Source organism: Alcanivorax sp., from assembly GCF_019431375.1.
Classification (GTDB): domain Bacteria; phylum Pseudomonadota; class Gammaproteobacteria; order Pseudomonadales; family Alcanivoracaceae; genus Alcanivorax; species Alcanivorax jadensis_A.
Genome location: NZ_CP080267.1, coordinates 870902 through 890164, shown reverse-complemented (window position 1 = coordinate 890164; position 19263 = coordinate 870902). Strand labels below are relative to the sequence as shown.

14 protein-coding genes and 4 tRNA genes are annotated in these 19263 nt (G+C 56.7%); 11 read left to right on the top strand and 7 right to left on the bottom strand.

What is annotated here, in order from left to right; genetic code table 11:
- Positions 1 to 135 precede the first annotated feature (135 nt).
- The gene (locus KZ772_RS04030) at positions 136 to 1818 is read left to right on the top strand and encodes a glutamine--tRNA ligase/YqeY domain fusion protein (RefSeq protein ID WP_290538570.1); all 1683 of its coding nucleotides are present in this window, start codon (positions 136 to 138) and stop codon (positions 1816 to 1818) included.
- Positions 1819 to 1872: 54 nt separating this feature from the next.
- Here the strand turns inward: KZ772_RS04030 and KZ772_RS04025 are convergent, their stop codons facing one another.
- Together KZ772_RS04025 and folD are read right to left on the bottom strand one after the other, a co-directional pair.
- Positions 1873 to 2208 (bottom strand): YegP family protein, encoded by a 336-nt coding sequence (locus KZ772_RS04025; protein ID WP_290538569.1) that lies wholly within the window; start codon positions 2206 to 2208, stop codon positions 1873 to 1875.
- A 189-nt stretch (positions 2209 to 2397) separates the two neighbouring features.
- Positions 2398 to 3243, bottom strand: a complete 846-nt coding sequence (gene folD, locus KZ772_RS04020) for a bifunctional methylenetetrahydrofolate dehydrogenase/methenyltetrahydrofolate cyclohydrolase FolD (protein ID WP_290538568.1) — start codon at positions 3241 to 3243, stop codon at positions 2398 to 2400.
- A 205-nt stretch (positions 3244 to 3448) separates the two neighbouring features.
- Here folD and KZ772_RS04015 point away from each other — a divergent pair.
- The 10 genes from KZ772_RS04015 (at position 3449) to KZ772_RS03970 (ending at position 12646) form a co-directional block, all read left to right on the top strand.
- Positions 3449 to 3525: transfer RNA gene (locus KZ772_RS04015), tRNA-Pro, on the top strand.
- 25 nt (positions 3526 to 3550) lie between these two features.
- A tRNA-Arg gene (locus KZ772_RS04010) sits at positions 3551 to 3627 on the top strand.
- 46 nt (positions 3628 to 3673) lie between these two features.
- Positions 3674 to 3749 (top strand) — tRNA-His (locus tag KZ772_RS04005).
- A gap of 167 nt (positions 3750 to 3916) precedes the next feature.
- Positions 3917 to 5230, top strand: a complete 1314-nt coding sequence (gene tig, locus KZ772_RS04000) for a trigger factor (RefSeq protein WP_290538567.1) — start codon at positions 3917 to 3919, stop codon at positions 5228 to 5230.
- Positions 5231 to 5510: 280 nt separating this feature from the next.
- Positions 5511 to 6167, top strand: coding sequence for an ATP-dependent Clp endopeptidase proteolytic subunit ClpP (gene clpP / locus KZ772_RS03995; protein ID WP_290538566.1), 657 nt, complete (start codon positions 5511 to 5513; stop codon positions 6165 to 6167).
- A 131-nt stretch (positions 6168 to 6298) separates the two neighbouring features.
- A complete protein-coding gene (gene clpX / locus KZ772_RS03990; protein WP_290538565.1) occupies positions 6299 to 7579 on the top strand; it encodes an ATP-dependent Clp protease ATP-binding subunit ClpX in 1281 nt (426 codons plus the stop codon).
- Between the two features lie 28 nt (positions 7580 to 7607).
- Positions 7608 to 10004 (top strand): endopeptidase La, encoded by a 2397-nt coding sequence (gene lon / locus KZ772_RS03985; RefSeq protein ID WP_290538564.1) that lies wholly within the window; start codon positions 7608 to 7610, stop codon positions 10002 to 10004.
- 185 nt (positions 10005 to 10189) lie between these two features.
- Complete coding sequence (locus tag KZ772_RS03980; RefSeq protein WP_035244197.1) at positions 10190 to 10462, top strand: HU family DNA-binding protein; 273 nt, start codon at positions 10190 to 10192, stop codon at positions 10460 to 10462.
- 10 nt (positions 10463 to 10472) lie between these two features.
- Positions 10473 to 10549: transfer RNA gene (locus KZ772_RS03975), tRNA-Asp, on the top strand.
- A 165-nt stretch (positions 10550 to 10714) separates the two neighbouring features.
- Positions 10715 to 12646, top strand: coding sequence for a SurA N-terminal domain-containing protein (locus KZ772_RS03970; RefSeq protein ID WP_290538563.1), 1932 nt, complete (start codon positions 10715 to 10717; stop codon positions 12644 to 12646).
- 86 nt (positions 12647 to 12732) lie between these two features.
- Here the strand turns inward: KZ772_RS03970 and KZ772_RS03965 are convergent, their stop codons facing one another.
- From KZ772_RS03965 to KZ772_RS03945, 5 genes are all read right to left on the bottom strand, one after another.
- The gene (locus KZ772_RS03965) at positions 12733 to 13533 is read right to left on the bottom strand and encodes an enoyl-ACP reductase (RefSeq protein WP_290538562.1); all 801 of its coding nucleotides are present in this window, start codon (positions 13531 to 13533) and stop codon (positions 12733 to 12735) included.
- 133 nt (positions 13534 to 13666) lie between these two features.
- Positions 13667 to 15241, bottom strand: coding sequence for a dipeptide ABC transporter ATP-binding protein (locus KZ772_RS03960; protein WP_290538561.1), 1575 nt, complete (start codon positions 15239 to 15241; stop codon positions 13667 to 13669).
- Positions 15238 to 16266 carry an ABC transporter permease gene (locus tag KZ772_RS03955; RefSeq protein ID WP_303759814.1) on the bottom strand — a complete coding sequence of 343 codons (1029 nt, stop codon included), beginning with the start codon at positions 16264 to 16266 and terminating at the stop codon, positions 15238 to 15240. Before KZ772_RS03955 ends, KZ772_RS03960 begins: the two co-directional genes overlap by 4 nt.
- A 14-nt stretch (positions 16267 to 16280) precedes the next feature.
- Positions 16281 to 17357, bottom strand: coding sequence for a microcin C ABC transporter permease YejB (locus KZ772_RS03950; RefSeq protein ID WP_300149036.1), 1077 nt, complete (start codon positions 17355 to 17357; stop codon positions 16281 to 16283).
- Positions 17357 to 19174, bottom strand: coding sequence for an extracellular solute-binding protein (locus tag KZ772_RS03945; protein ID WP_290538559.1), 1818 nt, complete (start codon positions 19172 to 19174; stop codon positions 17357 to 17359). Before KZ772_RS03945 ends, KZ772_RS03950 begins: the two co-directional genes overlap by 1 nt.
- Positions 19175 to 19263 lie beyond the last annotated feature (89 nt).

Below are 19263 nucleotides of genomic sequence, written 5' to 3'. Positions count from 1 at the left end.
CTGCGGGTTTTTGTTCCCGGGCTGGCCCTGAGTCTTTGACTGTTGGGGGGCGTACAGTACACTAGCGCACCTTCATTTTCACCGTGAGAGCCTGCCCATATTCAGGCTCCCTGCCTTCCGGACTGGCCAAGACCCATGAGCGAAACGAAAGCGCCCAGCAATTTTATCAGACAGATCATCGACCGTGACCTCGCAGAAGGTAAAAACGACGGCCAGGTGGTGACCCGTTTTCCGCCGGAACCCAATGGGTACCTGCATATTGGTCATGCTAAATCTATCTGCCTGAACTTCGGGATTGCCGAAAGCTATAACGGCAGTTGTAACCTGCGCTTTGATGACACCAATCCCGCGAAGGAAGAAGACGAGTACATCCAGTCCATCAAGCAGGATGTGCAGTGGTTGGGCTTTGCCTGGAATGGCCAGGAGCGTTTCGCCAGCGACTATTTCGACCGGCTTTATGAGCTGGCGGTGGAGCTGATCCACAAGGGGCTGGCCTACGTGGACAGCCTGAGCCCGGAGCAGATCGCCGAATACCGTGGCAACTTCACCACCCCGGGCAAGCCAAGCCCCTACCGCGAGCGAAGCGTGGAAGAAAATCTGGCCCTGTTCGAACAGATGCGCAGTGGCGAGCTGGACGAGGGCGCAGCGGTGCTGCGTGCCAAAATCGACATGCAGAGCGCCAATCTGACGCTGCGCGATCCGATTCTCTATCGTATCCGCAAGAAAGTGCACCATCAGACCGGCGACAAGTGGGTGATTTACCCCATGTACGATTTTACCCATCCCCTGTCTGATGCCATCGAGGGGATCACCCACAGTCTCTGTACCCTGGAGTTTGAAGATCACCGGCCCTTTTACGACTGGGTGATCGAGAACACCTCCGTGCCCGCCAACCCGCGCCAGTATGAGTTTGCCCGGCTGAACCTGAATTACACGGTGACCAGCAAGCGCAAGCTCAAGCAACTGGTGGATGAGGGGCATGTGGAAGGCTGGAACGACCCGCGCATGCCGACGATCAGCGGTCTGCGCCGTCGCGGCTACACGCCGGCTTCCATTCGTACCTTCTGTGAGTCTGTGGGCGTCAGTCGGGCCGATTCCGTGGTGGATATGGGGATGCTGGAAGCCGCCATCCGTGACGACCTGAACCAGCATGCCCCCCGTGCCATGTGTGTGCTGCACCCCCTGAAAGTGGTCATCGAAAATTGGGAGGAGGGCCACGAGGAATCCCTGACTGCACCGGTACACCCGCAGAACGAGACCATGGGCACCCGCCAGGTACCCATGACCCGTGAGGTGTATATCGACCGGGAGGATTTCCGCGAAGAGGCCAACAAGAAGTTCAAGCGCCTGGTGCTGGGTGACCGGGTGCGCCTGCGCTACGGCTATGTGATCCGCGCCACCGACGTGGTGCGTGATGACAGTGGCGAGATTGTGGAAGTGCGTTGCACCTATGACCCGGACACCCTGGGCAAGAATCCGGAGAATGCGGATGACCAGGGCAAGCTGCGCGGGGTGATCCACTGGGTCAGCGCCAGCAAAGGGGTGCCTTGCGAGGTGCGTCTTTACGATCGTCTGTTCACCGCAGCGAATCCCAACAAGACCGAAGAAGGGCAGACTTTCCTGTCCCACATCAATCCGGATTCCCTGAGTGTGCTGGATGGCTGTTGGGTTGAGCCTGGGCTGCGCGGGGTTTTGGCGGAAACCCGCTACCAGTTTGAACGTGAAGGCTATTTCTGTGTGGATCAGGACAGCAGCGAGGACAAGCTGGTGTTCAATCAGACGGTCGGTCTGCGCGAATCCTGGCCAAAGGAAGCCTGATTCAGCGATAGAAAATAGCAGGAAAAGGGGCCACGCTAGTGGCCCTTTTTTGTATCAGTCGGTCAGATCATCCACCGGCGCATCCGGGGCGTTGTTCTTCACGGATTCAATACCGTTTTCCATGCCACTGGTGCTCTTGTACATCTGGCTCTGACCAATGATCTGGTGGTTGGCGGCTTTCAGGGAAAAGTAGTGCCTGCCGTCCTTGGCTTCCTTGCGGTCATAGCGGCCGTCGTCCGGGGCATTCTTTTTTACCGAATCCACACCGTTCTCACAGGCGCCTTTGGTGGTGTACTGCTCGCTGGAGAGAATGATTTCCCCGTTGCCGGCTTTCAGACGAAAGATGTACTGCCCGTTGCTGGCCTTATCGATTTCGAACTTCCCTGCCATAGTCGTTCTCCTTGGGTCTATAGCGACGCCTCGCGGATGAGGCAAAGGAAACTATAGGCCGCTGCAGTCGACAATAATGTTACCGCCGGTTGTGACTGCGTAGCGTTGCTTTGCTTTGTGGGCGGGATCGCAAAAAGGTGAGGGCTGGTGCCGCCATTGGCGGCACCGGTCGGGCAGGGACGAACAGGCTTAGCCGAGCGCTTTTTCGCCGGACTGCAGGGTCTGGAAAATCAGGGTGTTGATGGTCATGGGACCGACACCACCCGGTACCGGGGTATAGGCGCTGACACGGTCTACCAGCGGGGCCAGTTCAATGTCACCGCATTTCTCCGGGTGGAAGCCGGCATCCACGACGACAGCACCATCCTTGATCCAGTCTGCCTTGATGAATTCCGGTTTGCCCACGGCGCCAACCACGATATCTGCCTGTTTGACCAGTTCCGGCAGGTTACGGGTGCGGCTGTGACAGATGGTTACGGTGGCGTTGGCTTCCAGCAACATCATCGCCATGGGCTTGCCGAGAATGGCGCTGCGCCCGACCACAACGGCGTGCTTGCCCTCCAATTCCACCTGGTAGTGCTCCAGCAGGCGCATAATGCCCTTGGGGGTGGCGCAGCCGTAAGCGGTCTCGCCCATGCTCATGCGACCAAAGCCCAAGCAGGTAACGCCATCCACATCCTTTTCCAGGCTGATGGCATCGAAACAGGCGCGCTCATCAATCTGCGCCGGCACCGGGTGCTGCAGCAGGATGCCGTGCACATCCGGGTTACTGTTCAGCTCATCGATCTTGGCCAGCAGCTGTTCGGTGGTGGTTTCCGCCGGCAGTTCGATGGCTTCGGATTCCATGCCGACCCGACGACAGGCATTGCCCTTCATCTTTACGTAGGTGGCAGAGGCCGGATCGGCACCAACCAGAATAGTGGCGAGAATAGGGGTGCGGCCGTTGGCTTTGGCTTTCAGTGCATCAACGCGCTCACGCATTTCCTCTTCAAACTGCTGGGCCAGGGCTTTGCCATCAAGAATCTGGGCGGTCATGGTGGGGTCTCTCTAACATTGGCTGAAATTGGCAAGGAGGTTGGGGCGAAAACGGCGCGATTCTCGCACGCACCGGCCATGGGCGCAAAAGTTGTCTAAAATCTGAACGTTAGGCATATTTTTGTTGCCGAATCCGTTGACGCTCCCGGGGGTGCCGAGTATTATTCGCGCCTCGCTTTCAAGCTATGTAGGCGTGACAGAACATCGGGGTGTAGCGCAGCCTGGTAGCGCGCCTGCTTTGGGAGCAGGATGTCGGGGGTTCGAATCCCTCCACCCCGACCATTATAGAGAAGGCGAAACCTGCAATGCGCCTGTAGCTCAACCGGATAGAGCAACGGCCTTCTAAGCCGTCGGTTGCAGGTTCGAGTCCTGCCAGGCGCGCCATTTGCCAGCAGAACGGCGACGCGCAGGACAGACAATATGGTTTATGGTGACTGTAGCTCAGTTGGTAGAGCCCCGGATTGTGACTCCGGTGGTCGGGGGTTCAAATCCCCTCAGTCACCCCATTTTAAAAGCCTCCGGGAACTCCCGGAGGCTTTTTCGTATGGGCTGCCGATGCGGCGCTCATGTAGGCACAGCGGGCGCCTTTTGATTATAATCTGCGCCCTTAATCAGGCCGTCTGTCTTAATCTTCCGGCGGCGAGCAGCAAAAAGTCTTTTTAAAGAGGATGTTATGCAGGTTTCTGTTGAAACGACTTCAGGTCTAGAGCGCCGTCTGACGGTGGGTGTGCCGGCGGAGAAAGTGGACTCCGCAGTAGAAGGCAAGCTCCAGGAAGCCCAGAAAAATGTCCGTCTGGACGGTTTCCGCCCGGGCAAAGTGCCCATGCGTGAAGTAAAGCGTCGCTTCGGCAGCGCCGTGCGTAACGAAGTGCTGGCTGATGTGATGCGCGAAGCCTTCATCGAAGCTGTGGAGCAGGAAAAGCTGCAGCCGGCCGGAATGCCAGGCTTTGAAGCCACCAAGAACGAATCCGGCCAGGATCTGGAATTTGTCGCCACCTTCGAGGTGTACCCGGACGTTGAGTTGTCTGCCTTTGATTCCATCGAAGTGGAAAAGCCCAAGGCAGAAGTGACTGATGCCGACGTGGATACCATGATCGAAACCCTGCGTCAGCAGCGTGCCGAGTTTGCAGAAGTCGAGCGTGCCGCGGAAAGCGGCGACCGTGTCAACATCGATTTCAAGGGCCTGAAAGACGGTGAAGCCTTCGAAGGTGGCAGCGCCGAAGGGCAGAATCTGGAGCTGGGCTCCGGCCAGATGATCCCGGGCTTTGAAGACGGCATCATCGGCATGAAAGCCGGTGAGGAAAAGGACATCGACGTGACCTTCCCGGAGGACTACCAGTCCGAAGAACTGAAAGGTCAGGCTGTGGTCTTCCAGATCAAGGTCAACAAGGTAGAAGGCAAGGCGCTGCCGGAAGTGGACGCAGAGTTCATGAAGGCCTTCGGTGTTGAAGATGGCGACGAAGCCAAATTCAAGGCGGAAGTGCGCAAGAACATGGAGCGCGAGCTGAAAAATGCGGTCACCGGCAAGGTAAAAGAGCAGGCGATGGATGGTCTGGTCAACCTGCACGAGTTTGACCTGCCGGGCGCCCTGGTCACCCAGGAAATCCAGCGCATGCGTCAGCAGATGATGCAGCAGTTTGGTGGCGGTCAGCAGTTTGACGCGTCCATCCTGCCGGATGATCTGTTCAAGGAGCAGGCTGAGCGCTCCGTGCGTCTGGGCCTGGTGGTTCGCGCCATCCTCGACAAGCACGAAATCAAGGCCGATGCCGACAAGGTCAAGGCCCGTGTGGAAGAGATCGCCGAGCAATACGAGAAGCCGGAAGAAGTCGTTAACTGGGTGTACAGCAACCCGCAGCAGCTGCAGCAGATTGAAGGTGCGGTGCTGGAAGAGCAGGTGGTTGACCTGGTGCTGGATAGCGCCAAGGTGGAAGAAAAAGCCATGTCCTACCAGGACGCGGTGAAGCCTCGCGAGCAAGCAGAAGGCTGATTCTTTCCGCTTTTTGACACCAAAACGGGGCCTTCTGGCCCCGTTTTGCGTTATTTATGCACAATTTGCGCAAGTTTTGCGCATTCAGACCCCGCCTGAGCCCACTTTTATAGACGCCCCCCATACACCGTCATAAGATGCTGGAAGACCTGTTCGTCCGGCCTGCCTTGTTTTCGGCTGTGTCAGCCCCCATTGCAGCATTCAGGATGAGGTCGGCTACCGCCGATACCAATAAATCACAAGAGCGTCCCCGGACGATCGACGAGAAGGAAAGCGCTACATGATCGACTTGAGCCGTATCAAATCCATGACCCCGGAAATGCAGCAACTGAGCAACGACCCGACCAACCTGGGTCTGGTGCCGGTGGTCATTGAGCAGACCGCCCGTGGCGAACGTTCTTTTGATATCTATTCCCGCCTGCTCAAGGAGCGGGTGATTTTCATGATTGGCCAGGTGGAAGACCATATGGCCAACCTGATCGTGGCCCAGATGCTGTTCCTGGAGTCCGAAAACCCGGACAAGGACATTCACCTGTATATCAACAGCCCGGGGGGCTCGGTAACCGCAGGGATGTCCATTTATGACACCATGCAGTTTATCAAGCCGGATGTATCCACCATGTGCGTGGGCCAGGCTGCCAGCATGGGCGCCTTCCTGCTGGCTGCCGGTGCCGCTGGCAAGCGTTATGCGCTGCCCAATGCCCGGGTGATGATCCACCAGCCGCTGGGCGGCTTCCAGGGTCAGGCCTCGGATATCGAGATCCACGCCAAGGAAATCCTCAAGATCAAGGGGCAGCTCAACAGCCTGCTGGCGCATCACACCGGCCAGCCGCTGGAAAGGCTGGAGAAGGACACCGACCGTGACAACTTCATGGGCGCCGAAGAAGCCCAGGAATACGGCATTGTTGACGCGGTGTTGCGTCAGCGTCCGGTGTAATTCGGTAACCTTCGTACAAAAAGTGTCCTAACGGAAGGCCTGAGAGGCCCGGCGGGCTTGAAAAACCCCCCGTCTCCCTGCATCTTCAAAGAGACGCAAATACTCAAATACACAGGTTTAGAGGCGATTCAATGACCGACTCCACTGGCAAGGGCGACGACGGCAAGCTGCTGTACTGCTCTTTTTGTGGCAAAAGCCAGCATGAGGTCCGCAAGCTGATTGCGGGGCCCTCGGTCTTTATCTGCGACGAATGCGTGGATCTGTGTAACGACATCATCCGCGAGGAAGTGCAGGAAGACACCGGGGACACAGGCGGAGAGAGCCTGCCCAAGCCCAATGAAATCAAGGAAACCCTTGATGAGTACGTGATTGGGCAGGAGCGCGCCAAGCGAGTCCTGGCAGTGGCGGTGTACAACCACTACAAACGTCTGCGCAGCAGTAGCAAGGGGCGCGATGAAGTGGAGCTGGGCAAAAGCAATATTTTGCTCATTGGCCCCACCGGGAGTGGTAAGACGCTGTTGGCCGAGACCCTGGCACGGCTGCTGAATGTGCCCTTCACCATTGCGGATGCCACCACCCTCACCGAAGCCGGTTACGTGGGTGAGGATGTGGAAAACATCATCCAGAAACTGCTGCAAAAGTGTGACTATGACGTGGACAAGGCTCAGCGAGGCATTGTCTATATCGATGAAATCGACAAGATTTCCCGCAAGTCCGACAACCCCTCCATTACCCGTGATGTGAGCGGGGAGGGCGTGCAACAGGCCCTGCTCAAGCTGATTGAGGGCACGGTTGCCTCTGTGCCACCCCAGGGCGGTCGCAAGCACCCCCAGCAGGAATTCCTGCAGGTGGACACCTCCAACATGCTGTTCATTTGTGGTGGTGCTTTTGCCGGGCTGGACAAGGTGATCCGCGAGCGCTCTGAGAAGGGCGGTATCGGCTTCTCGGCAGAAGTGAAGAGCAAGGACGATGCCCGCAATCTGGGTGAGTTGCTGGTGGATGTGGAGCCGGAAGATTTGGTCAAGTATGGCCTGATTCCCGAATTTATCGGCCGTCTGCCGGTGATTGCAACCCTGGAAGAACTCAGTGAAGAAGCGCTCGTGCAGATTCTCACTGAGCCGCGCAACGCCCTGACCAAGCAGTACGCTCGCCTGTTCGAGATGGAAGGGGTGGAGCTGGATTTCCGCGATGATGCCCTGCGAGCTGTGGCCCATAAAGCCATGGAACGCAAGACCGGGGCCCGTGGCCTGCGCTCTATCCTGGAAAGTGTGCTGCTCGACACCATGTACCAGGTCCCGTCCATGGACTCTGTGGCCAAAGTGGTTATCGACAGTCCTACCATCAAGGGTGAATCCGATCCGTTGTTGATCTACGAAAACAACGAGCAGTCTTCCAAGGTGGCACCGGATTAAGGTGCTACCACGGCAATAGAGGCAATACGTGCTGAAAGATATCCCGCTTTTACCACTGCGTGACGTAGTGGTGTATCCCCATATGGTGATCCCGCTGTTTGTTGGCCGGGAAAAGTCCATTGCTGCGCTTGAAACCGCCATGGCGGATGACAAACAAATCATGCTGGTCGCCCAGCGCAATGCCTCTGACGATGACCCGGGTGCGGATGACATTTACCGGGTCGGCACCGTCTCTACCATCCTGCAGCTGCTCAAATTGCCAGACGGCACCGTCAAGGTGCTGGTTGAAGGCGGTCAGCGAGCCCACGTGGTCAAGGCCGAATTCGGCGACCAGGGTGGCATCGCGGATGTACGTGAGCTGGAGGAGGGTCTGCCGGAAGAGGGTGAACAGGAAGCCCTGTCTCGCTCGCTGCAGTCCCAGTTCGAGGATTACGTCAAACTTTCCAAGAAAGTGGCGCCGGAAGTTACCGGCTCCGTTTCCTCCATTGATGAAGTCAGCCGCCTGGCCGACACCATTGCTGCCCACCTGCAATTGAAGCTGGAAGAAAAGCAGGATGTGCTGGAAATGGTGGATGTGCGTGAACGGGTGGAACACCTGATTGCGCTGATGGAATCCGATATTGATGTGCTCAAGGTGGAAAAACGCATTCGTGGGCGCGTCAAAAAGCAGATGGAGAAAAGCCAGCGCGAGTACTATCTGAACGAACAGATGAAAGCCATCCAGAAGGAACTGGGTGATCTGGACGACAGTGGTAACGACCTGGAAGACCTGGAAAAGAAAATTGAAAGCGTGGGCATGCCCAAGGAAGCCCTCGAGAAATCCATGAATGAGCTGAACAAGCTCAAGATGATGTCGCCCATGTCTGCGGAAGCCACGGTAGTCCGAAGCTACCTGGACTGGATGACATCAGTGCCATGGAAGAAACGTAGCCGGGTACGCCACGATCTGGCCCATGCCAAGAAAGTACTGGATCAGGATCATTACGGCCTGGAGGAAGTGAAGGACCGGATTCTGGAATTCCTGGCAGTACAGAGTCGTGTGGGCAAGGTAAAGGGTCCAGTTTTGTGCCTGGTCGGTCCTCCAGGTGTGGGTAAAACCTCACTGGGCCAGTCCATCGCCCATGCCACCAATCGAAAGTTTGTGCGAATGGCGCTGGGTGGTGTGCGAGACGAGGCCGAAATTCGTGGTCACCGTCGTACCTATATCGGTTCGTTGCCGGGCAAGGTGGTTCAGAAGCTATCCAAGGTTGGCGTGAGGAACCCACTGTTCCTGTTCGATGAAGTGGACAAGATGGGTATGGATAACCGCGGTGATCCGGCCTCAGCTCTGTTGGAAGTGCTGGATCCCGAACAGAATGATACCTTCAGCGATCATTATCTGGAGGTTGACTATAATCTGTCTGAAACCCTGTTTATCTGCACCTCCAACTCCATGAACATTCCGGCACCGTTGCTGGACCGTATGGAAGTGATTCGTCTACCTGGTTATACCGAGGACGAGAAGGTCAACATCGCCCTCCAGTATCTGGTTCCCAAACAGATCAAGAACAATGGTCTGAAAAAGGACGAGGTGATTTTCGACGAAAGCGTGCTGCGTTACGTGGTTCGCCACTACACCCGCGAAGCCGGGGTTCGTGGACTGGAGCGAGAAGTCAGCAAGATTTGTCGCAAGGTGGTCAAGGAGCATCTGCTGGCAGGCGAAGCAAAGACCGTCACCCTGTCCGACGATCTGGTGGAGCATTACCTTGGTGTCCGCAAGTTCAGCTTCGGTCGCGCGGAAGAACAAGACCAGGTAGGACAGGTCACTGGACTGGCGTGGACCTCCGTGGGTGGTGAGCTTCTGACTATCGAAAGTGTTTCCACTCCGGGCAAAGGCCGCGTAATCTCTACCGGTTCGCTGGGTGATGTCATGCAGGAGTCTATTCAGGCTGCCTGGACGGTTGTGAAAAGCCGCGCTGGTACTCTTGGAATTCGACGTCGCTCTCTGGACCGTAACGATCTGCACATGCATGTGCCGGAAGGCGCCACGCCAAAGGATGGTCCGAGTGCGGGTATTGGCATGTGTACCGCCATGGTGTCGGTGTTGACAGGCATCCCGGTGCGTGCGGATGTGGCCATGACCGGCGAAATCACCCTGCGTGGCCAGGTGCTTCCCATCGGTGGGCTGAAAGAGAAATTACTGGCCGCACACCGTGGTGGCATCAAGACGGTATTGATACCGGAAGAAAACGAGCGGGATCTCAAGGAGATCCCGGACAATATCAAGTCGTCCCTGGATATCCGTCCTGTTAAATGGATTGACCAGGTGCTTGATGTGGCGCTGACTCATCAACCCAGCCCGCTGAGCGAAGCGGAACTGGAAGAGGATTTGGCGCTCGCAGAAGAGAAAAACCAGGAAGGCACAAAGCGTCCCAGTACACATTAACGGGTCGAATTTGAAGCTTTTTAAATTATTGATCTATATGGTTTTTCATTTTTTTTAACTTGGGTGCGATGATACCTTTCCTTTCTTGACGCTCCTTATACCCGTTGGTATAAAGGCGGCTTGCTCAGGAGGAGAGTACATCACGCCTCGACCATAAAACCGGGAAAAACAGAAAGGGGAACTTTGTGAATAAGTCAGAGTTGATTGATGCGATTGCCGCTAGCGCGGATATTTCCAAAGCCGACGCAGGTCGTGCACTGGATGCTACTTTGGAAGCGGTTACTGGCGCCCTGAAAAAAGGTGACAGCGTTTCTCTGGTAGGCTTTGGTACTTTCGCTGTAAAAGAGCGCGCTGCTCGTGAAGGCCGCAACCCGCAAACTGGCCAGACCATTCAGATCGCCGCTGCCAAGGTACCGGGCTTCAAGGCCGGTAAGGCACTGAAAGACGCGGTGAACTAAACTGTTTGCAGGAGCGGTAGTTCAGCTGGTTAGAATACCGGCCTGTCACGCCGGGGGTCGCGGGTTCGAGTCCCGTCCGCTCCGCCAGTTTGAGGAAGCGCAGCCGTAAGCGGGTGCGCTTTTTTCCGTTTAGGGAACCTGCGCTACCAGTTGCGGTTCTCACATAACAAGATCGAATTCGACAGTTTTCACCTGAAACCATGCTGAAGTCACGGATTCAGGTTTTAATAAGAGTCCCTACGGAGTAATTTCATGCAGGAGTTCAGACGGTTTGTCCGCGGTCCCGTGGGCAAGGTCCTGCTTGCCGCGATTATCCTTCCCTTTGTCATTTCTGGTTTCTACGGGTATTTCACCGGCGGTGGAAGCGGGGATGTGGTTGCCGAAGTCGAGGGCAACAAGATCACCCGCAGTATGGTCAATCAGCGCGTTGAACGTGTTCGAGACATGCTGCGTCAGCAGAGTCCGAATATTGATCCTTCCATGCTGGATTCCTTTGTGCGACCTGAAATGGTGCTTGAAGGTCTGGTTAATGAGCAGTTGATCATGGCAGCAGCGAAGAATGCCGATCTGGCATTCAGCGAAACGCAGGCTGCCCGCGATATTTACCAGGTCCCCCTGTTTCAGGAAAACGGCAAGTTTTCCGAGACCCGTTTTGAGCGGGAGCTGCGTAGCCGTGGCATGACGCCACAGGGTTATATCCGTGGCCTGCGTCAGGATATGCTCAAGGAGCAGTATCGCAATGGCTTCCTGGCAACCAATTTTGCATTGCCTTCAGAGCTGAATGAACAGCGTCGGTTGGGTGAACAGGTCCGCGATATTCGTTATGTGACCCTGGATCTGAACGCTCTACGTAGTGAATTTAACGTCACAGACGAACAGGTTCAGGCTTACTACGAAGAAAACAAGGCGGAGTTCATGCGCCCGGAAGAATTCCGTGTCGCTTATGTGAAACTGGCTGCGGAGAATTACGCGGATCAGGTGTCCGTGAGCGACGAGGATGTGGCAGCTGAGTACCAGGTGCGTCGCTCGATCATGGAAGAATCTGGCGCTGGCACCGCTCGCAACGTGGCGCACATTCTGATCGAGGTTAATGGCGACCGGGATCTTGAGCAGGCTGAAGCTCGTGCAAACGAGGCCGTTCAGGCCATTGCCGCTGGAGAATCTTTCGCCGATGTAGCAGCGGAGTATTCCGACGATCCGGGTTCTGCTGATGCAGGTGGTGACCTTGGTGTGGTTTCCAAGGGCGCGTTGCCTGAGGAGATGGAAGAGGCCATTGCCAGTCTTGAACCGGGCATGGTCTCTGATCCGGTAATTACCGATGCCGGTGTCCATCTAATCAAGGTATCCGATGTTGTCCGTGAGCAGGACTTACCCACACTTGAAGAGCTTGCCGGTCAAATTCGTGCGGATCTCAAGCAGGGCCGGGCAGAAACCCTCTTGAATGAAGATGTGGCACGTCTTGAAGAGCTGCTCTACGAGCACAGCGACATGACCGTGCCTGCTGAGCAGGTAGGCGTTGAGTTGAAAACTACAGGCTGGGTGCCGTTGTCGGCCCTGCCAGCGCCGTTATCTTCCCCGCAGGTTCAACAGGCCCTCAACAGCGATCAGGTTCGCAAGGATCGCCACAACAGTGACCTGATCGAGGTCGCGCCCGGTGAATACCTGGCCGTACGCATCGTTGAAGAAAAGCCGGCGGAGGCTCTGCCTCTGGAAGACGTTTCCTTTGCCATTCGTGAGCGGCTCAAGGGTGAGCTGGCCGCTGACAGGGTTCAGGAATTGTCTGCGCAGGCAGAGGAAAGGCTGCAGCAGGGTACAACGCTTGATGATATTGCTGCCTTGTTCGAAAGCGATATCGAAGAGCAGGAAGGCCTTCAGCGTGGTGGTGCAGAGCCTTCCATGGAAGTGGTCAATGGTGCTTTTGCCTTGCCCAAACCAGAGGAAGGGCAAAACTCCTCCATTGAATTGACCCGCGTGGGTGATGGATCTCTGGTTGCCTATCAGGTAACCCGTGTGGAAGACGGTAATGCTGAGCCGCTGTCTGATGCCCAGCAACAGGCCGCATTGCTTGAGCTGGGGAATATCGAAGGGCAACGCAGCTTCCGTCAGGTTGTTGCACTACTGCGCGACGAAGGGGATGTGGATCTCAACCCCGAACGCTTGAGTAGTCGCTCCGCCGATCAATAACACGACCGGTAGACACAAAAAAAGCTCACCAGCAATGGTGAGCTTTTTTTTATGCCTGCAATCCCCGTCGCGGGGCTGCGTTTGGCTTACTCGCTATCCATCTCAAACGGCATGGATACGGTGCTGGCACCGGCATCTACGTAGGTGATTTCGCCGGTGATACCGGAAGCCAGGTCAGAGCAGAGAAAGGCTGCCACGTTACCCACTTCCTCGATGGTCACATTTCTGCGTAGCGGTGCCTTGGCGGCGTTATAGTCCAGCATGCTGCGGAATTTCTTGATGCCGGATGCCGCCAGGGTGCGGATCGGACCGGCGGAAATCCCGTTCACCCGAATGCCTTCCGGACCCATGCTGGACGCCAGATAACGAACAGAGGCTTCCAGGCTGGCCTTGGCGAGACCCATCACGTTGTAGTTTGGAACGGTCTGGCGGGCGGCATGATAGGTGAGTGTCAGCAGCGAGCCATTGCGATTTGCCATCATCTGGCGACCGGCCTTGGCCAGGGCAACGAAGCTGTAGCTGGAGATATCATGGGCGATACGGAAACCTTCCCGGGTTGCCACTTCCGCGAAGTTACCATCAAGCTCATTACCGGGGGCAAAGCCGACCGCATGGATAATGCCATCCAGGCCGTCCCATTGCTTGCCCAGCGCGGTGAACACGGCCTCGATTTCTTCATCGCTTGCCACATCGCAGGGGTAGCACAGGGCTTCGCTACTGCCGTAGCGTTCAGCCGCTTTCACGACCCGGCTTTTCAGTTTCTCGTTCTGGAAGGTAAAGGCCAGCTCAGCACCCTCGCGATGCATTGCTTCAGCGATACCGGTGGCAATGGAGCGGTCACTGGCGACGCCGACAATCAGGTAGCGTTTGCCTGCTAGAAATCCCATGGTCATCCCTCGTGGTTCTGGTTGTTCCGATTGGTGGCCAACATAACGACTGGGCCAAGTATAGGCAATTAAAGCGAGTTTGACGTCTCTTCACGGGCTGACAAATGCAACGGTGTGTTTCCCGGGGCTTTCCTCAGGCAAAGGCGGCAGACATCAACTTAAGCGTGTAACTGTGCTGCGGCTGGTCGAAAACGGCCTCGGTCTCACCTTGTTCCACTACTTTGCCATCTTTCATCACCATGACCCGGTGACAGATGGAGCGTATGACTTTCAGATCATGGCTGATAAACAGATAGCTGAGATCATGTTTCTTTTGCAGCGACTTCAGCAGTTCCAGAATCTGGTATTGCACACTCCGGTCCAGGGCTGAGGTGGGTTCATCCAGTATCAGCAGCTCCGGCTCCATGATCAGGGCCCGGGCAATGGCGATACGTTGCCGCTGACCGCCGGAAAACTCGTGGGGGTAGCGGTAGCGGGCTTCCGCCGGCAGATCCACTTCGTCGAGCATCTGGATGACTTTGCCATCCCTTTCCTGACGGGACATGGCGCTGGCGTGCACGGCCAGGCCTTCCGCCACGATCTGACCCACGGTCATGCGTGGATTAAGGCTGCCGAACGGGTCCTGGAACACCACCTGCAGGCGACTTCGCCAGCCTCGCATTTGGCGGTGGTTTAGTTGGCGCAGATCGGTGCCGTCCATGAGGATCTGGCCCTGGCTTTTTACCAGGCGCAACAACGCCAGTGCCAGCGTGGATTTGCCGGAGCCGGATTCGCCAACAATGCCCAGGGTTTCGCCGCGCCTTACGCAAAGATCAATGTCGTCCACAGCACGCATCAACGGGGCAGGGGAGAACAGGCTCTGGCGCTTTTCCTTGAAGGTGACCGCCATGGTGGTGGCTTCCAGCAGCACCGGAGCGTGTTCGGCTAGTGGCGGCATCTTGCCGCGGGGCTCAGAGCTGATCAGGTGCCGGGTGTAAGCCTCCTTGGGTTCTGCCAGCACCTGTGCAGTGGGGCCGGCTTCCACCTTCTTGCCGTGGTGCATGACCAGGATGTCATCGGCAAAGCGACTGACCACCGCCAGGTCATGGCTGATCAGCAGAATCGACAGGTTCAGATCGTTCTGCAATCGCTTGATCAGGGTCAGGATGGTTTCCTGAACGGTTACGTCGAGAGCGGTGGTGGGCTCGTCGGCAATCAGGATCTGTGGATCGTTGGCCAGGGCCATGGCGATCATTACCCGCTGACGCTGGCCACCACTGAGCTGGTGGGGATAGCGCCCCAGCATTTCCGTGGTGGCAGGGAGCTCCACCTGGCCGAGCAATTCCAGGCAGCGTGCACGGGCCTTATGACGACTCATGCCCTGATGGACAAACAGACTTTCGCTGATCTGTTTCTCCACGGTATGCAGTGGGTTAAGCGCTGTGAGGGGCTCCTGGAAAATGGTGCCGATACGGCCGCCGCGCAGGGCACGTTTGCGATTCTCCGTGAGGCCCAGCAGGTTTTCACCATCCAGGGTCAGGGTCTCAGCCTGCCAGCTGGCGCTATCCGGCAGCAGATCAAGAATTGACAGGGCAGTCAGTGATTTGCCGGAACCGGACTCCCCGACCAGCGCCAGCATGTGGCCGGGTTCCAGATCCAGGGACATGTTATCCACGGCCACATCCTGGCCGAATCGAATGGTCAGGCCGCGCAGGGATAGGAGGCTCATTGCAGAAACTTCCTTGTGTCGAACGCATCACGGACGGCTTCACCGATAAACACCAGCAGAGTGAGCATGACCGTGAGCGTGGCAAAGACGCTGATACCCAACCAGGGAGCGTGCAGGTTGGCCTTTCCCTGACCTACCAGGCGCCCCAGTGATGGTGCATCCGGGGGGAGCCCGAAACCGATAAAGTCCAGGGAGGTGAGTGTTACTACGGCACCGTTGAGAATGAAGGGAAGGAAGGTGATGGTGGCGACCATGGCATTGGGCAACATATGGCGGAACATGATCACCGGTGTTCGCACACCCATGGCGTGAGCGGCGCGTACATAATCCATATTGCGACAGCGCAGGAATTCGGCCCGCACCAGATCCACCAGTGTCATCCAGGAAAACAGCAGCATGATAATCAGCAATGTCCAGAAACTCGGTACCACGAAGCTGGAGATGATGATGATCAGAAACAGGATCGGCATGCTTGACCAGATTTCCAGAAAACGCTGCCCGGCCAGATCCAGCCAGCCACCGTAGTAACCCTGAATGGCACCAATAATAATGCCGACAATGCTGGAGAACAGCGTCAGCATCAGCCCGAACAGTACGGAAATACGAAAGCCGTAGATCAATCCGGCGACCACATCACGGCCCTGATCATCGGTGCCCAGCCAGTTTTCCGCTGAGGGTGGGGCAGGGGCCGGTTCGCTCAGGTCGTAGTTGATGGTGTTGTAGCTGAAGCGAATCGGCGGCCAGAGTATCCAGCCGCTCTCTTCGATCAGATCTTTCACCACCGGGTCCCGGTAATTGGCTTCCGATTCGAAAAAACCGCCAAAGGTGGTTTCCGGGTAGGCATTGAATACCGGGGTGTAGAGCTCGCCGTCGTAGTGGACCAGAAGAGGCTTGTCGTTGGCGATGAATTCTGCGCCCAGGCTGAGGATGAACAGCACCAGAAAAATCCATAACGACCAGTAGCCACGGCGGTTGCTGCGAAACGCCTGCCATTGGCGGGCGGATACCGGATTGCGCAAACGCAGGGAGGGCAGAGCCATCAGTTGTCCCTCCGTTCAAAGTCAATGCGGGGGTCTACCCACATATAGGTCAGGTCGCTGACCAGCTTAAGCAACAGGCCGATCAGGGTGAAAATGAACAGGGTGCCGAAGACCACCGGGTAGTCCCGGTTGATCACCGATTCAAAGCCCAGCAACCCGAGACCGTCCAGGGAGAAGATGAATTCGATCAGCAGTACACCGGTAAAGAACATGCTGATAAAGGCGGCGGGAAAGCCGGCGATGATGATCAGCATGGCGTTGCGGAACACATGGCCATATAGCACCTGCTTTTCACTCAGCCCCTTGGCGCGGGCGGTCTGCACATACTGCTTGCGGATTTCATCCATGAAGGAATTCTTGGTCAGCATGGACAAGGTGGCGAAGTTGCCGACCACAATGGCAATGGTGGGCAGGGTGATATGCCAGGCGTAATCGATAATTTTGCCGAACAGGCTCAGTTCGTCAAAATTGTCCGAGGTGAGTCCGCGAAGCGGGAACCACTCGAAATAAGAGCCGCCGGCGAACAGCACAATCAACAGAATGCCAAGCAGAAAGCTGGGGATGGCAAAACCGATAATGATGGCGGTGCTCGACCAGACATCGAAGCGTGATCCATCCCTGACTGCCTTGCGAATGCCCAGTGGAATGGAAATCATGTAGGCAATCAGGGTGCTCCACAGCCCCAGGGAGATGGACACCGGGAGGCGTTCCACAATCAGTTCGGTGACGGAGCGGTCCCGGTAGTAGGATTCACCGAAATCAAAACTGAAGTAGTTTTTGATCATCAGCCAGAAGCGTTCGTGGGCAGGCTTGTCGAAACCGTACATCTTCTCGATGCGCTCCACCAGTTCCGGCGGCAGCCCCCTGGAGCCACGGTATTCACCGCCGCTGACGGTGTCTGCACTGCCGCCGGCAAAGCTGCTGCCGGTACCGCCGCCACCAATTCCCTGCAGCTCTGCCAGTGTCTTTTCCACCGGTCCGCCGGGGGCGGCCTGTATCACCAGAAAGTTCAGCAGCAGGATGCCGAACAAGGTAGGAAGAACCAGCAACAGCCGTTTGGCAATGTAATAGCGCATCATTTAGCCGTGCTATCCCACCAGGTATCCAGGGCAGCATCCATGCCTACGTACCTGCCGAGCCTGGGATGGCGCAGGCGTGACTGGTAGGCGAGACGGTACTCGTCGGAATACCAGTTGAACACGCTGTAATGGTGCCATTGCAGCACACGGTCCAGAGCCCGGCAGCGGGTGATCAGCTCTTCCCGGGTCTGGGCTGCGACAATTTTATCTACCAGCGCATCAACGACCGGGTTCTTGATGCCGATCAGGTTGCGGCTACCGGGTTGGTCGGCGGCCTCGGAAGACCAGTATTCCTGTTGTTCGTTGCCGGGTGAGCTGGATTGGCCCATGCGGTAGACAATCATGTCGAAGTCGAAATTCTGGATGCGTTCAACCCACAGGGATGAATCGACCTTGGACACGTTGGCAACAATACCCAGTGCCTTCAGGTTGCGGGAGAACGGCAGCACGATGCGCTCGAAGGCCGGAGAGCTGAGCAGGAACTCGAAGCGAACCGGTTTGTTATCCGGGGTGTAAAGCTGGCCGTCGCGGAGCTGGTAGCCGGCTTCCTTGAGCAGCATGGATGCCTTGCGCAGGTTTTCACGGGGGCGACCGGAGCCATCGGTTTTGGGTGGCTGGTATTCCTTGTTGAAAACTGCTTCTGGCAGTTGCTCCCGGTATGGCTCCAGCAGTTCCAGTTCTGCCTTGGAGGGCAGGCCGGTGGCGGCCATCTCGGAGTTATCAAAGTAACTGCGGTTCTGTTTGTACTGCCCATAGAACAGGTTGTCGTTGGACCACTGGAAATCAAAGGCGTAACCAATCGCCTCTCTCAGGGTCTCATCCTTGAACAGGTCTTTGCGCAGATTGAAGATAAAGGCCTGTGCGCCCCAGGGATTTCCGTGGCTGACCTCATCGGTAACAATTTCGCCGCTTTTGAAGGCCGGTCCCTTATAGGCTGTGGCCCAGAGCTTGGAGTTGTTCTCATGGCGCCAGTCGTAGCGGCCACTTTTGAACGCTTCCAGAGCCGCCGTTTCATCCAGGTAGTAATCGTAGGTGATGCGATCAAAGTTGTTGCGCCCCTTCATGACGGGGAGCGATTGGGCCCAGTAATCCTTGCGGCGCTGGTAAACCACTTTCTTGCCGGGTTTTGCCTCTGCCAGGGAGTAGGGGCCGGAGCCCAGTGGGGGCAACATGCCATCCTTGTCGAACTGCCGGTCTTGCCAATGGTGTTTGGGTAGCACCGGGAGCTGACCGATGATCAGCGGCAGTTCCCGGTTGTCACGGGTCTTGAAATGGAAGGTGACGGTGAGCGGGTCGTTGACTTCCACGCGCTCTACGGCTGCGTAGTAATAGCTGTAGAAAGGCTTGCCTTTCTCCAGCAGGGTCTGAAAGGTCCAGGCCACATCGTCTGCCCGCACCGGTTCTCCGTCGGCAAAGCGGGCTTCTTCGCGAAGATGGAAACGTACCCAGCTGCGGTCATCCGGCCATTCGATGCTTTCTGCCAGCAATCCGTACTGGGTGAACGGTTCGTCTTCGCCACGGACAGTAAGCGAATCGTACAGGTAGGAGTTATCCAGAAACGCCATGCCGGCAGCAGCGCGGCCCTTGGAAACAAAGGGGTTGAGGGAGTCGAAACCGCCAATCACATGCAGCCGCAGCTCGCCGCCTTTGGGAGCCTTGGGGTTGGTGTAATCAAAATGCGAGAACCCGGCGGGGTACTGGGGCTGGCCATGCATGGCAATCGCATGGCTTTTGTGGATTTCGGCATGTGCCAATGCTGTGAACGCACACAGCCCAACAAACAGCCCACGCAGCACAGTGCTGTGAATGGCCATAATGACTCCTTTTTTCATGCGGCACGCTTACCGGCAACACGCAACGGGTGGGTGATGGCAACCTTGTCTGTTGCCGCTTCCGTTGTCGT